General features: G+C 69.7%; 11 protein-coding genes. 5 read left to right on the top strand and 6 right to left on the bottom strand.

Translation table 11 applies throughout. The features are described 5' to 3' along the window. The 4 genes from ACWD3D_RS10755 to ACWD3D_RS10740 all read right to left on the bottom strand — a co-directional run. The coding region (locus tag ACWD3D_RS10755) for a WXG100-like domain-containing protein (protein WP_451460551.1) at positions 1–1,126 on the bottom strand (1,126 nt) is incomplete at its 3' end. 18 nt (positions 1,127–1,144) lie between these two features. Then, the gene (locus ACWD3D_RS10750) at positions 1,145–1,510 is read right to left on the bottom strand and encodes a hypothetical protein (RefSeq protein ID WP_451460548.1); all 366 of its coding nucleotides are present in this window, start codon (positions 1,508–1,510) and stop codon (positions 1,145–1,147) included. Positions 1,511–1,932: 422 nt separating this feature from the next. Further along, positions 1,933–2,283 carry a hypothetical protein gene (locus ACWD3D_RS10745; RefSeq protein ID WP_451460547.1) on the bottom strand — a complete coding sequence of 117 codons (351 nt, stop codon included), beginning with the start codon at positions 2,281–2,283 and terminating at the stop codon, positions 1,933–1,935. 267 nt (positions 2,284–2,550) lie between these two features. Further along, positions 2,551–6,594 (bottom strand): ricin-type beta-trefoil lectin domain protein, encoded by a 4,044-nt coding sequence (locus ACWD3D_RS10740; protein ID WP_451460546.1) that lies wholly within the window; start codon positions 6,592–6,594, stop codon positions 2,551–2,553. A 255-nt stretch (positions 6,595–6,849) separates the two neighbouring features. Between ACWD3D_RS10740 and ACWD3D_RS10735 the strand changes: the two genes are divergently transcribed. The 5 genes from ACWD3D_RS10735 (at position 6,850) to ACWD3D_RS10715 (ending at position 12,358) form a co-directional block, all read left to right on the top strand. Beyond that, positions 6,850–7,044: a hypothetical protein gene (locus tag ACWD3D_RS10735; RefSeq protein WP_451460545.1), complete on the top strand. Its 195-nt coding sequence runs from the start codon at positions 6,850–6,852 to the stop codon at positions 7,042–7,044. 678 nt (positions 7,045–7,722) lie between these two features. Beyond that, positions 7,723–8,832 (top strand): bifunctional DNA primase/polymerase, encoded by a 1,110-nt coding sequence (locus ACWD3D_RS10730; protein WP_451460544.1) that lies wholly within the window; start codon positions 7,723–7,725, stop codon positions 8,830–8,832. Next, positions 8,829–10,355 carry a DNA primase family protein gene (locus ACWD3D_RS10725; protein WP_451460543.1) on the top strand — a complete coding sequence of 509 codons (1,527 nt, stop codon included), beginning with the start codon at positions 8,829–8,831 and terminating at the stop codon, positions 10,353–10,355. Before ACWD3D_RS10730 ends, ACWD3D_RS10725 begins: the two co-directional genes overlap by 4 nt. Then, complete coding sequence (locus tag ACWD3D_RS10720) at positions 10,352–10,753, top strand: DUF6009 family protein (RefSeq protein WP_451460542.1); 402 nt, start codon at positions 10,352–10,354, stop codon at positions 10,751–10,753. The genes ACWD3D_RS10725 and ACWD3D_RS10720 overlap by 4 nt, the downstream gene beginning before the upstream one ends. A 474-nt stretch (positions 10,754–11,227) precedes the next feature. Next, positions 11,228–12,358, top strand: a complete 1,131-nt coding sequence (locus ACWD3D_RS10715) for a glycosyltransferase (protein WP_451460541.1) — start codon at positions 11,228–11,230, stop codon at positions 12,356–12,358. Between the two features lie 110 nt (positions 12,359–12,468). Here ACWD3D_RS10715 and ACWD3D_RS10710 read toward each other — a convergent pair whose 3' ends face one another. Then, entirely contained in the window at positions 12,469–13,350 is an 882-nt protein-coding gene (locus ACWD3D_RS10710) for an SAM-dependent methyltransferase (protein WP_451460550.1), read from the bottom strand. A gap of 281 nt (positions 13,351–13,631) precedes the next feature. Beyond that, the gene (locus ACWD3D_RS10705; protein WP_451460540.1) at positions 13,632–14,504 is read right to left on the bottom strand and encodes a L,D-transpeptidase family protein; all 873 of its coding nucleotides are present in this window, start codon (positions 14,502–14,504) and stop codon (positions 13,632–13,634) included. Between the last annotated feature and the right edge of the window lie 50 nt (positions 14,505–14,554).

Below are 14,554 nucleotides of genomic sequence, written 5' to 3'. Positions count from 1 at the left end.
GGTCCAGGAAACTGATGTCCGGGTCGTGGGGTTCCGGGGTGTCCGGGCGCAGGTCCAGGAAACTGGTGTCCGGGTCGTGGCTCGCCACGGGCGGCGGGACGGCGCCCGTGGCGGTGTTCCCGCCGGGATCCTTGCCGAGGGACGCCAAGTGATGGTCGATCAGTTCCTCCAAGTGCTCGGCCGGGGAGAGCGCGAAGCGGCCTGCGGGGTTCTGCGCGTTGTGTCTGGCTCCCCATACGGCGTTGTAGGAACCGTTGGCCGCGCCCGCGACCCAGTCGCCGGACAGCCCGTAGACACTGTCCTGCGCGCCGGCCTCGGCCATGCCCGTCAGCGCACCGAAACCCGCGTTGAAGCCCACGACGGCACCGAACTTCACCGAGGACTGCATGTGGCCGGGCAACTTGGTGAGGAACGGTTTCTTCGCAAGATTCTTCAGACCGGCCATGGCCGAGCCGCCCAACAGCCCCATGCCGAAGCCGACGGGGGCACCGACCGCGCCATTGACCGCGGCGACGCTCAGCTCGTGCCCGTCGAGGGAGTGTCGGTGCCCCTCGCCGAGCTCGATGATCTGCGCGAGCAGGGCCATGCCGACCATGGCGACGACGGATTCGGTCAGACGCGTCAGCATGTGGGCGACCGCCTGGCGAAGGAATGCCAGACACAGCACTCTCGTGGCGATGATGTCCTCGGCGGCCTTGGCCGCTCCGCCGAACATCCACATCGCCGAGTCGATGATCAGTTGCAGGAACAGGACGACCAGAGCGCCGATGATCTCGATACGCAGCGTCTCGATCTGGAGGGCCTCTTCTTCGAGCGCCTCTGCCGCGGCTTCGGCCGCTTCGATGAGAAGCGGCAGTACGGCGTCGGACTCAGCGTTCTCCTGCCCGCCGACGAGCCGGGCCAGGAAGGCACCGACGGCGTCCCCGCCGGCACCGGAGAGCGCTCGCGCCGACCGGGTTCGGAGGGTGTCGACCCGCTCGGCGAGGGGCCGGAGCTCGTGCGCCGTCTCACGCCACGCCTCCGCCTCGGCCCGCAGCGCCGTCTCGTCGCCGGTCGGCCAGCGGTTGCCGGTGGTGATGAGCAGGAGATTCTGCAGCGCCGGAGGAATGTGGTGCGCGTCTACCATGCGGAACAAGAGCCGTTCTCAGAGGGGCATGCGATCGGACCGGGACCGCTCCAGGAAGATCGCTTCCTCGGAGGCCCCCTGCGTCTCATGGAAGCCGGCGCCCACGGAACCGAGCTTCTCGGCGACGTTCCGGAACACCTCCGGCAGCTCCTGCGCACACCGGACGAGCGCATCACGGGGTTCGGCGAAGAGGTTGCCGAATGTCTGCCCGAGCGCCGGGTCGTCACCCCAGGGCGCCCGCCCGGAACGGCCGACCGCGCCCGTCAGCCTCTCCGCGATGTCATGGGCGGCCTCTGCCGCCTCCTCGGCTTCCGTGATCGCCCGCGCCAGTTCCCCGAAGTCGACGACCAGGGGATCGCCACCCGAGGGACCACCGTGGAGCATGCCTGGAACGTGCAGGCCGGGCTGGGGAGCCGACACCGGTACGTTGCGGTAACCGTCCGGCGGGGAAGGCACCGAGACACCCTCACCCACGGGCTGCGGTGGAGCAGGCACGATCCGAACCCCTCACTGATTGCGTTTCGCCAGGACGAGCCGAGCCGACCCGGACCCACGAAACGGACGGCCGGAACCACTCACACATATCTCGCGGCCCGGTCCGAACACGACATCACCAGTAAGGTGCTTCCGGGCCCGCCATGACGGAACCCTGACGCGCTCACGCCTCGCACTGACGCGGAAATAACGCATGGTCGCCCCGCTGCCCGGCCGTTGAACCCATGGACGCGAGGGTGGGGCGACAGCGAAGGTGCCCACGGCGCCGTGGCGGCCGCCGCAGGCACCTTCGGGCAGAGGTGTCCCCCCGGTTACGCCGGGACCACCCGGTAACTCAGCATCGGCCGCGGGAGGTTGGTCTGGGTCAGCGTGCCGGAACGCCACCCCGTGCCGGTGCAGTCACTGCCGGAGTACAGCTCCAAGGAGGCGGAACCGGTGGCGATCTGGACCGAGAGGGCTGACGGGGAGAGCGCGTGGCACGTGTTTCGGTCCCCGAGGTCGACTTCGGTGACCGCGCCCGATCCGTTGGTACCGGAGTAGAGGTACGCACCCTCCTGCAGCGGCGGCCAGCCGGCGGCGTCCGCCGCACCGGCCCCGAGGCCGATCAGGGCTCCGGCCATGGCCGCCCCTACTGCCACGGTACGCAGTCTCACGTTGGGCATGAACATACGCCCCTCCCTTTCACGTGTGTACCGACGAAGGGGATGCCGGCACGACTCGGACGATCGAATACGGATGCGGCAGATTTTGGCACGTTCAACCATGCCCTGGGGAGTGGCGGAACAGGTCAGATACATGTGCTGCATGAGCCTGTCTCCGGACCTCGGCCCCGTCATCGGTGTCCGCGGACCGGAGCAGAGACACAGGCCTCGCGTACGCGGGCGCCCGCACGGGCAGGGCGGAACGATCAGGCCCCGTCCTGCCCCCGACTACGCCGCAGGCAGGCTCCATTTCTGCTGTGGAGAGCCGCCGCAGGTCCATATCTGCAGTTTCGTGCCGTTGGCGGAGCTGGCGTCGGTGGCGTCGACACAGCGGCCGGACAACACGTTGACCAGGCTGCTGTCGGTGCCGGCGGACCACTTCTGCCCCGTGCCGCCGTTGCAGACCTGAAGTGTCACCGCGGTGCCACTGGCGGTGGCGTTGTTCGCCACCCCCAGGCAACTGCCGAGGACCTGGACACTGCCGTCCGCCGCTGTCGACCAGTCCTGCGAGATGCCCGAACCGCAGGTGTTCAGCTGGACGACGGTGCCGGCGGCGTTCGTGGAACCCGAACCGGCGAGGTCGGCGCACTTCCCGCCCAAGCCGGTGAGGTGACCGGTGGGCACGCCCGCGGGCAACTGCCAACGCTGGTTGTCGGAGACCGCGCAGGCCCAGATCTGCAACGGGGTGCCGTTGGCGGAGCTGGGGCCGGTGGCGTCGAGGCAGGTGCCCGACTTCTTGGCGATCAGGCCGCGGTCCGCGGCCCAGCTCCACTGCTGCGCGGTGGAGGAGGCGTCGCAGTCCGCCAGCACGACCCGGGTGCCGTCGGCCGTGGCGCCGCCCTTGAGGGCCATGCACCGGCCCAGCACGCTCACCGTGCCGTCCCCGGCTACCTTCCACTGCTGGGAGGTTCCGGCTCCGCAGGTGTTGAGCTGTACCTGAGTGCCGGCCGCACTGGTCGATCCCGCGCCTGCGAGGTCGGCGCACTTGCCGCCGTATCCGGAGATCCGGCCGACCGGCTGCTTCTCCACCGGCAGTTGCCACACCTTGGCCTCGGTCACCGGGCCGCAGTTCCACAGCCACAGGACGGCGCCCGCCGCCGAGGAGGTGTCCTTGACGTCCAGGCAGCGGCCGGACAGGTCGTTGACGACACCACCGTCGGCGCCCGCGTGCCAACGCTGCGCGGCGGAACCGTCGCAGATCTCCAGGACCACCTGGGTGCCGTTGTCGGCGGTGCCTCCGCCCTCCGGCGTCATGCACCGCGAGTCGAACAGACGCAGCGTGCCGTCGACGGCTGCCTTCCACTGCTGAGAGTCGGCGGAGGAACAGGTGTCCAGAACCAGATGGGTACCCGGTGTCTGACTGTCGCCCTCGCTGTCCGCGCACATGCCCGCGATGCCCGTGAGGTGTCCCTGCGGACCGGCCGGGGCGGTGGGGAGGCCGAACCTCTGCCCGGCGGTCGCCGTGTTGCAGGCAGCCGTGACCAGTGCCGTGCCGGCGGTCGTGGCGGAGCCCTTGACCTCCGCGCACAGACCCGACGCCTGGTCGACGAGCGTGCCGCCGGAGCCGGTCTTCCACTGCTGCGTGGTGGATCCGTCGCAGGCCGCGAGGACCAGCGAGGTACCGGAAGCACCGCTCCTGCCCGCGGGCATCACGCATTTGCCCTGCACCCACAGCGACCCGTCCCGGCCCGCGATCCACACTTGCCCGGCACCACCGTCACAGGCCCCGATCAGCAGCGCCGTGCCGTTCGCGAGACCTGACGCGTGGTCGACGCACGTGGCACCGACCGCGGTGAGCGCACCGACCGGGCCGGCCGGTGCGGGGGAGACGGGGAAGTCCAGACCGATCTGCGTGTTGTACAGGTGCTTGGGCAGTTCGGCCGGTTCACCGCCGATCTCCTCGAAGGGCAGCGAAGTGACCGGCGCCGCTTGCCGCTGGATGAGGTACCTGTGTCCGGCTACGGCGGGGAGCGTGAACTGCGCGGCGGTGGAATAGGCCACGACCGTGGAACCGTCCGCCGCGTCCACGACACCGACGGACTGGCCGGGCCACGGGTTGCGGGTGACGAAGGACGCGGTCGAGCCGGCCTCCAGGGCGACGGTGACAGGAGCGCCGCCACGGGTCTGCACGTCCACCTTGGCGTTGTCGTGCACGGACACCGTGCCGTCCACGTCCCAGTCGGAGGGCACCGCCGGGGCGATCCTCAGCACCTCGTCGTAGTCCTGCACCAGTGCCTCGTTGAGCGCGGCGGTGACCACACCGGTCGTCTCGCTGTACGGCTCACGGCCGGTCAGCACATTGTTGTTGCTGGTCAGGCCCGAGGGATAGAGCTGGTTGGTGACGTTGTACAACAGTCCGGCCTTGACGGCGTCCGCCTTGCCCAGCCGCGCCGCCTGCAGGGCGTCGAAGCTCCAATTGGCGTCGTTGGGCCAGCGCCGGTGGTCGTAGGTCCGGACCGCGAGGTCGTGCAGCGTGCCGGAATCACCGATCAGCCCGTACGGCCATACCGGCTCCAGGTCCAGGTTCTCGGAGTTGTGCGTCCCTGCGGCCGGTTCGGCCGACAGGGCGACGACGTCGTCGCCCTCGGAGTCCGCCGCGGGAGACAGGACCTCGGAGTGGGTGGCGGCATCCGTACGAGGCAGCGGCGGCAGCTTCGCCTGCGCGGCCGTCAGCTGCGCCTGGAGATCGGCGTCCGTACCGAGCTTCTTCGCCGCCGAGACGACCACGGGGAAGAGCGCCTGCATGGCGGCGATGTCCGTGACGGGGTCCTTCACGTCCCACTGCGTCTCGTGCGCGTTGGCCCGGGTGTGCAGGAGGCCGTCGCTCCCGGTCGTCGCGTACGACAGGAGGAACTGCGCGCTCGACTTCATCAGCGGGTAGCCGTCCCGCAGGAACGCCAGGTCACCGCTGGTCCGGTACTGCTGCCACAGCGCCAGGGAGACCTCGGCACCGGTGGACACCGTCTGGGCGTTGTACGACGTCACGCTCGCCTCGCACGAAGCGTTGCCGGTACCGCCGTCGAAGTAGCCGTTGCCGTTGAAACGCATCGTCTCCGGGACGCATGCGCCGACGTGTCCCGGCATGTGCTCCTTCGTCCACGCCTCGATGTCGGCGAGGTGGGAGGTGTACAGCTCGTAGAACGGCGTGTTGAGGTCAAAGACGCCCGAGGTCAGGTTGGCGGCGGCCTGCATGCGCAGGTTCCACCACCAGTAGCTCTCCGGGGACCAGTCGTGCTCGTCACGGGTGAAGGCGAAGAGGTCCGCGACCCCGGCTTGCGTGCCGGGCAGGGAACCCCTGTTGCTGGCGGCCGACTGGTAGAGGAAGACCGTTCGCAGGTTCTCCACGTAGGCGCCCGTGCCGTCGGCCGACTCGATCTTCATCGTGCCGGCCCGGCCCCAGAAATCGTGCCACCAAGCGGTGTGTGCGGACCGCACGGCCGAGACCGAAGCGGTCGCGTCGGTGCCCAGGTACGAGGCCGCGGTCGCGGTGGCGTCGCCACCGATCCAGTGAGGGGCCGCGACGACGACTCGGAAGGAGCCGTCGGCGGCGGGCCGGAAGGTGACCTGCACGCTGTCGCCGTCCGGCACCGACGAGGTGACGTCGCGGCCACCCGCGGTGATCCCCAGCAGGCTCCCGTAGGTGTCGCCACTGCCACCGCCGCCGTCGTCCCTCCACGTCTCCGCGAGGGTGCCCACCGCACCGGAGGCGGTCGCGGACGGGGAACGGCCCTCCCAGAGGTCACCACGCACCGTCTGGGCACTGTCCGGGTCCGCCCCGGTGACGTCGACCACGAGTTCGTCACGGTCGGCGCGGGTGTAGACCGTCGCCGTCATCCCACCGCCGGTCTCGGTGAGCACCCCGTCGTAGAGATCCAGACGGGCCGAAAAGTCTTCGGCCTCGGTCAGGACCTTCAGCCCGGGGATGGTCACCAGGCCCGGGGACCTGCGGTCGGGGAAGGTGTCGCCCCGGTTGAGCTGCGCGGTGAGGCCGTCGGCTGCCCACACCGCCGCACCCAGCGTGCCGTTGCCCAGCGGCATCGACTCGGTGGGCTCGGAGTTGGCGCGCCCGAGGACCACGTCGGACCGGTGGACGACGGCGGCTCGGTCGACCTGGAAGACACCGTCCCGCCACGCCGTCGTCGGGCCCGCTGGGGCCGCCGCACTCTGAACGGCGCTCTGATCGGCGAGTGCGGGCGGGGTGAACAGCCCGAGGGACAGGACGGTCACGGCACCGACCGTGGCCCTGACCCGGCCGGCTCTGCGTCTGTGCATGAAGTCCTTCGCAGCGAGTAAAGGCCTGTCGGCGGTTGATCTGCTTTTCACATCGTGAGGACGTGGTCGGAGGCGCTCCGAGTTCACGTCCACCGTCGAGGCGGAAGTGCCTTCCCCCACGTCAAGAGGGCAGAGCCCGAAGGCGGCTCCCCCCTCCGTCACCTTCTTGACAGGTGACGGAGGGGGGAGCATGCTGAGCACAGGCCCGGGCGCAAAAGCCGGACGCGATCCACGATCCCGAAGTGGAGCATGGTCATGCATGAGGAACTCACCAAGGACGCCGCTGCGGCGGCGGCGAGGCACGCACGCTTCGGGAAGCTCCCGGAGCGCATCGGTTTCGAGGACATGACCGAGCAGGTCAATGCCGATCCGAACGCCGGGATCAACTCCTACGACCCCGAAGGGTCTTGGAAGTACTACTCATGCCTGGCCCTCGACCTGGGGCTGTAAAACGGCGGCACGTCGATCCCCCCTCCCGGGGCGCACCCGACGTCACCCTGCGGGGAGGCGCTCGGGTCGCTCCCGCGCCACGCGGGACGTCCGAGAGGGGCGCCTCGCACCCGGAGTGGGCCCAGCGACCCACGGTGGCGCTACGGGGCTGTCACCCGCCGGGACGACGGCCGGGGCACTCGGACCGAAGAGCGACCCAGCGACTCGGAGCGACCGAGCCGATCGAGGTGGCAAAGGCCCGAAACCGGGTGAGCCGCCCCAGCGACTGAAGCACAGCGACTGCGGGAAACTTCGGTCGCTTGCTCAGTAGCTGAAGAAACCGCAGGTCACAGGCTTTGCTTGATGACCTCAGCGACTGAAGCGACTCAAGTTCGGTATATATAAGCCCTTCCTGTGTGCGCGTGTGCGTCATATATAGGAGGCTACAGTCGCTTCAGTCGCTGTTTTTTCTTATCCAGCGCTCTGACCAGGTATTTTGTCCTGCCCTCTCGACCAGCGACCAAAAGCGACTCAGTCGCTGGCCTCCGCCTTCGGTCGCTGGGCGGGTTCTGCGCCTGCCCAGCCCGGGTTCTGTGGCCCGACGGGACCGACACGGGACCAAGCTCCCCGCGCCCCACCGCTGTGTTCGCTAAGGTATGTCCGTCATTGAGTCGCTTCAGTCGCTACCAGGGGGTGCGCATGTCCGCTGAGCTGCACTTTCAGCCGAGCGACTCACAGTGGTCCCCTCTTGGGACCCCTGCCGCGCGTCCGCTCGCCGTCGCGCGATGGTGTGCGCGCAGGGGCTGGCCGGTCCACCCGCTCGCGGCGGCCCGCAAGACGCCGGCCGCGAACTGCTCCGAGTGCCGTCGGCCCGGCCACACCCATGCGGGCTGCCCCTGCCTGACCGCCGGTCGCTGGTGCCACGGATTCCACGCGGCCACCCTCGACCAGCGCCGTATCGACCAGTGGTGGGGCAGCCACCCCGACTTCGGGGTGGGGGTCGCCTGCGGCCCCGCAGGCCTGGTCGTCATCGACATCGACGCGCACGAAGCGCAGCCCCCGAGCCGGGACCGCATCCTGCCGGGCATCCCCATCGGCGCTCAGATCGACCTGACGGGCCTCTCCACGGGATTTCACACCCTCGCCGTACTGGCGGCCCTGAGAGACGCTCCCAGCCCCGCAGAGGACTCCTCGACGCTTCGGGTGCGAACGCCCTCGGGTGGCCTGCACGTCTGGTACCGCGCGGGCGACAACCGTCGCTGGCAGTGTTCCGCGGGCTCCAGCCAGAGTCGCGCCCTGGCGTGGCAGGTCGATGTGCGTGCCCATGGCGGCTACATCATCGCTCCCGGGACCACCACCGGTGCCGGCGCCTACACGGCACTGGGAGAGACACGTCGGCCCGCTCTGCTCCCGACCTGGCTCGCCCAGGAACTCGAACGTACCGGTCATCTGCCCGCCCCGAACATCCCCGCGCCCCGTTCCGTGCCCCCACGCGCCCAGCAGGCTGTCCAGGCCGCGGGGGGCGCCCGCGCGCGCACCAGCGGCCTCCTGAGCACGGTTCTCGCCCCCGTCGCGGCGTGCGGGGCGGTCGACGAGGGCGCGGGTTTCTCCGACGCGCTCAACAGGGCCGCCTTCACCCTCGGGGGCCTCGTCGCCTCCGGGCGCCTCACCCAGGACCATGCCGAAAGGGCTCTCAGGGAAGCAGCCGCGGCTGCCCGCCCCGGTCAGGACCGGCGCGCCGAACAGATCATCCGCAGCGGCATGGCCGCCGGACTCTCACGCCCGCTCACCCCGGGGGGCCACCCGTGACCTCTCCGGGCAACGACAGCACCCTCTTCGATTTCGACGCTCAGGCCGTCGCCGAGCAGATCCGTCTCCAGCAGCCGATCCCCCTGCCTGCCCAGACGGTTTCGTCCGGTACCCACTCAGGCCCGCAAGCCACCGCCAGCGGGCTGCTTCCGGACACCCTGACCGACCGAGGCAACGCCAAACTGTTCGTCAAGCTGTACGCCCAGGACTACCGTCACGTCCCTGGTATCGGCTGGTACCGGTGGGACACCACCCGGTGGCAGATCGACGAGGACGACACCGTCCTGTGGGCCGCCGGTGACCTGGCCGAGAACATCGCATCCCATGATCAACAAGGTCGGCACACCTCGCAGGCCCTCAACCGTCACCGGCGCCGCGCCCTCTCCACGGCCGGTATCAACGCCATGCTCACGCAGGCTCGTTCCGCCCCCGGCATGGTCCTCAACGCCACCCGCCTCGACGCCGACCCCTACGCCCTGTGCACGCCCGACGGCATCGTCGACCTGCGCACCGGCCTGGTGAAGACTCCGGACCCGAACAAGGACTTCCACTCCCGCTCCACCTCCGTCGGGCCCCGGACCACCTCCACGCCCCGGTGGACCCTGTTCCTGACCGACACCTTCGGCACCGATACCGAAGGCGCCGAAATGATCGACTATCTGCAGCTGTTGATGGGATACGCCGTCACCGGCGATGTCGGCGGCCAGGTACTGCCCTTTCTCTTCGGCGCGGGCAAGAACGGCAAGTCGGTCCTTTTGGACGTCCTGATGAAACTCCTGGGCGACTACGCCGACGCGGCCCCGCCCGGCTTCCTCATGGCCCGACCCTACGAAGGTCACCCCACCGACCTGGCCGAACTCCATGGGCGACGTGTCATCGTCTGCAGCGAGGTCAATCCCGGTGACAAGTTCGACGAAGCCCGCGTAAAACTCCTCACCGGCGGGGACCGCATCAAGGCACGCCGTATGCGACAGGACTTCTTCAGCTTCGATCCCACCCACAAGCTGCTCCTGGTGGGCAACCACAGGCCCGAAGTCGGTACCGGCGGCTTCGCGTTCTGGCGCCGCATGCGGCTGATCCCGTTCGAGAACACCGTCCCCGACCACCGCAAGATCGACAACCTGGCGGACATCCTCGTGACCGAGGAGGGTCCCGGCATCCTGACGTGGCTCATGGACGGCGCCCGCCGCTACCTCGCGGGCGCGCGCGACCTCACGGGGCCCGGACGCGTCCGCATCGCCACCAACGCGTACGCGGAGACCGAGGACCACACCGGACGCTTCTATGAGGAATCCTGCGTCCTGGCACCGGAACTGAGGGCCGAACAGACCGGTCTCTACAATCTCTACAAGGCGTGGTGCCAGAATGAGGGGGCACCCGCCTTGTCCTCACGAGCTTTCGCCGCCCGCACACGAGAGCTGGTGGGACTGGCCTCACCGAAACAGATGACCACGTCCAACCAGCGCAAGTACTACCCGGGTATCGGACTGCTCGCCGACCAGGAGACGGAAGCGACCGCATGAGCTCCCTGATCACCGAGGACGAGATCCAGCACGAGACGGAGATCGTCTGGCTCGAGAACGTCACCGACCTCGAGTACGTCCGCCAGAGCCTGGACCGACTGCCCACCCGCAGAGGCAAACCTCCGTACCACCGTGACGGTCGTATGGTCGGCTACGCCGTCCTCGGATCGACCGCCAAGCCCTCCCGCGCCTCCGGCACCTTCCGACGACGCGTCTTCTGGCTACTGCCCCATGACCGGGACTGTGACCCCACCGGCCTGTACGCCAAGGGCGCCCCTGCCGAAGCGGTCGACCCCCGCAGCATCGAAGCCAGGGTCAAGGGCTACAAGACGGAACGCTCCGAAGGCGGTCCGCCCTCTGCGGCGATGCAGCAGCTCGGCATAACCCTCCCGCTGTAACCGCCCCCCAACCGACGCTCTCGGACCGGTACTCGCTGCTCGGTGGGGCGTGAGGGGCATGGGGCCGTACACGTCGAATCACCGAATGGCGGCGGCCGTCGAGTGCCGCCCCCGGCCGCGCGGCCGGGGGCGCCCGAAGTCCGAGGCCGAGTCGCTTCGGTCGCTGTCCGGGCGTCGCGGGCCGAGGAGGCGTGCATCACTGATGCACGCCTCCTCGGCCCGCGTGCCTCGAAGCCCGAGCCTCCTTCCTCTTCCCCTTGTCGGCGATCGCGATCCGGCCGACTGATCGGGCGCGGTCGATCGACCTGTGGAGGTCCACGGCCCAGACGGGCGCGGGAGAGCCGGCCGCGAACGCTCGGCGGCAGTCCCGATGTGTGCACCTCGGACCCGGAGCAAACATGTCGTCCCGCCGGTGCGTGTGAATAACATGTTTGACCCGGGGAACGGCTCATTCAGCTGACGTATGGTCAGGACATGCGTATCCTCTTCTCCAGCACACCCGCACATGGACACCTCCTGCCGGAGCTGCCTCTCGCACGGGCCTTCCGAGACCGTGGCGACAGGGTGGCCGCGATCACCTCGGCCGGCTTCGGCCCCTTGCTCGCTGCCGAGAACATCACTCTTTTCCCGGTGGGCCCGGAGATGCCCGAGCTCCTCGCCGAGGCAGCCCGTCTCGCGGGCGTGGACGACCCCACGGTGCCCGACCCGGCCGTCGCCGCCGAACTGTTCGCCGGTGCTCGTATCGACCTCACCGCCGACGAGGCCATAGCGGTCGCACGAGAGTTTCGGCCCGACCTGATCGTCGCCGAGGCCACCGACCACGTCGGCCCGCTCGTGGCCGCCGTACTCGAAGTCCCCTACGCCAAGGTTGCGTTCGGACCGCAGATTCCCCCGCAGTTCACCGATGCCTTCGACACGGTCGCCGAGCGCCGCCACAAGAAGCGTGGCCTTACCGTGCCTGCTCCCACCTGGTACCTCGACCCCTGCCCCGACCTGCTGCAGAGCCCCGACCGTCAGGTGCCGCGCGGTCGTCTGCCGATCCGGCCCGAGGCCCATCGCGGTGCGCAGACCTCCAAGACCGCCGGCACGGCCCTGGCAGCCCCCGACGCCCGTCCGAAGGTGCTCCTCTCCTTCGGAACCCACTTCGGTGACCCGCGTGTTCTTCGGCCCCTCATCGACGCCCTCGGCGCCGAGAGCGACCTGGTTGTCACGCTGGGCCTGGGCGGCGACGCGGCTGACTTCGGGGACGGTCTCGAACACGTTCGGTTCGTCGGCTTCACCCCGCTCGCCGAGCTGCTCGACGGGATCGATCTGGTCGTGTCCCACGGAGGCGCCGGCACCACCATGGGCAGCGTCTCGCGCGGGCTGCCCATGGTGATCGTGCCGCAGGGTGCGGACCAGTTCCTCCAGGCCGGTGCCGTCGCGGCTTCGAGGACCGGAGTCGCGGTCATGCCTCCGGCCGGCCAGGAGGCCGTCGCCGAGGCTGTCCGTGAGGTCGTCGGGAACCCCGAGTACCGCGCCAACGCCCGACGTGCCGCGGCCCAGATCGCTGAAATGCCTTCCCCAGGCGAAGTCGCCGATCAGCTGGCCGCCGCCATCGGCTGAGAACCTGCCAGGTGCCGAGTGAGCCGTCCGCGTGTCCAGGAATGCTCACTCGGCCTCGGCGACGGCGCCCGCTGCGGCTGGAGTCGGACCGGGCGCCGGAAGCGGTGCGATCAGGTGGTGCTCCACCGGGCCGCGACCAGCACGGGGCCACCCGGAACCGTGGGGAACCTCCGCAGATCCGCCGGGACCGTGGCAGTGAGCGACTCCACCATGCGCTCCGTGTCGTAGGAGTTGCCGCCGTTGCGCACCGCGTTCCACCTCGCGACGGCCCGTCGCAGGGGGTCGGGCATCGTGGGGTTCGTGCCCACGACGAGCCAGCCGCCCGGCCGCAAGGCCCGGGTCAGCCGAGGGACGGCCTCGGCCAGCGCGCCCTCCGAAAGGAACGGCGCGGGCAACCAGGCGAGGTCGTAGGCGGCTTGCGCGGTCAGTTCCGCGACATCGAGGCGACGCAGGGTCACCCGGCCCGCGACGTCCGCTTCCGCGTCCACCAGTTCCCCGGCGGCCAGTCCCAGCACACGGTCGGCGATATCGATGCCCACGACCTCGGCACGCGGGAACTCCCGGGCCAGGACGAGCGCCAGCGCTCCCACGCCGGTGCCGACGTCCAGGATGCGGCTGCCTTCCCCACCCAGCCTGTCCGCCAGCCCGGGCAGGGAGGGAACCACCCTGGTGGCCAGTGCCCGGCCGGTCATGGCGGAAGCCCGTCCCTGGCTCAACAGCACGGCGTCCTCCTGGTCGGCCCACCCGCCGGCCGCCGCCCCGGTCGAGGCATCCGTCGCGGCGGCGACGGCCTGGCGCAGCGAGCTCAAACGCGCCTCGACGGCACTTCGGGCCGTAGGGCCGTCCGCGTACACCAAGGACGTGTGAGGCGTGAGTACGTCTTGCTCCCGGCGGACCAGGCCCGCGGCCTCCAGCACGGCGGTACGCGCCGGATCGGACTCCAGTACATCGGCGAGTGGGGTCTCGACCGCCTCCGCGATGGTCCCGAGCATGGCTGCCAAGGCCCATGGCGTGGTCTCGAGTAGGTCTGCCGGATCGTCCCCCGAGGCCACGGTCGTACGTGTTACGGGATCGGGGGACCCGTATGCCGGGGTGTTCACGTGCTGTCCCTTCGGTTGTTCCAGCCTCGCCTCATCATCGGCACCTGTCCACAAGGTGATGATGAGGCGGGCTTCTCTTTCACGGGTTTTCGGGCAGCCGACCGTGGCACGGCGCTTCTCCCGGATGCGATGTCGCGCGGTCCGGACGCCTCTTCGACCGGGGTACGAGCCGCTCACTCCGCCAGGGAAGCGGAGTCCCCCATCACGATGACAGGATGCCGCGCGGGGTCGAGAGTACGTAGCAGTTCCTTCATATGTTCCTCGGCCAGACTTACACACGCGTGGGTGGGGCCGCCGTGGTCGACGTGCAGCCAGATACCCCCGCCCTTGTCCGCGCCCAGAGGTCGGCCCCAGTCGAGTGGAGACGTGCCTTTGACGTGGTTGTAGTCGATGGCGATGACGTAGTCGAAGGAACCAGCGAGCGGCTCGCCCGCGAATCCGGCGCCATGGACCACGAAGCCGCCCGAGTGCGAGTACGGCAGCTTCGAACCCGGGTCGGCCCGCAGGCCGCCCGCGTCGCTCAAGGTGAACACCCCGACAGGTGAGCGCAGGTCGTCGAGCCGATGGTCCCGCGTCCACCCCTTGAGGGCGTTGTGGGCGGACCAGGTCGCACCGCCCTGCCAGCCCGATGCGGTCCTGCGGTACAACACCACATGGGACAGGGGGGAGTTCCTGCCTTCCCCGGTGACGACGACGACCTGCTCCGAGTCGGCGGGTATGCGGTTCGAGGTCCGGAGCCCGAGGCCCGGAAGTGGGTCGAAGGCGCCCAGGTCCGGTGCTCCGTGAGCTGTCGACGACACTGGTTCCCGCCCGGCGGGGGCACCGCTCGGCGTGGGCCGGGCGAGCGCGGCCGACCGGTCCCGGTCCGCGGAGACCGCACCGGTCTGCGGGATCGCGCCGCACGCGCCGGTGCAGAGCGCGGTGGCCAGAGCGAACACGGGGAGCGAACGCCGGACGCCCACCTTGCCCAGCCGGCCAAGTGCCCAGCGGCCGACCGGGGTTATCCGGAGACGTCGGCGTCGGGCCGGCCTGTCGGACGAGATCATGTGGAAGCCCCCCCACTTCATGGAACCGACAGGTATGCAGATCGATTTAA

This window comes from Streptomyces sp. NPDC002690, assembly GCF_053592415.1.
Note: the sequence above shows the minus strand (reverse complement) of the source record. Positions and strands in the feature narration are given on the sequence as shown.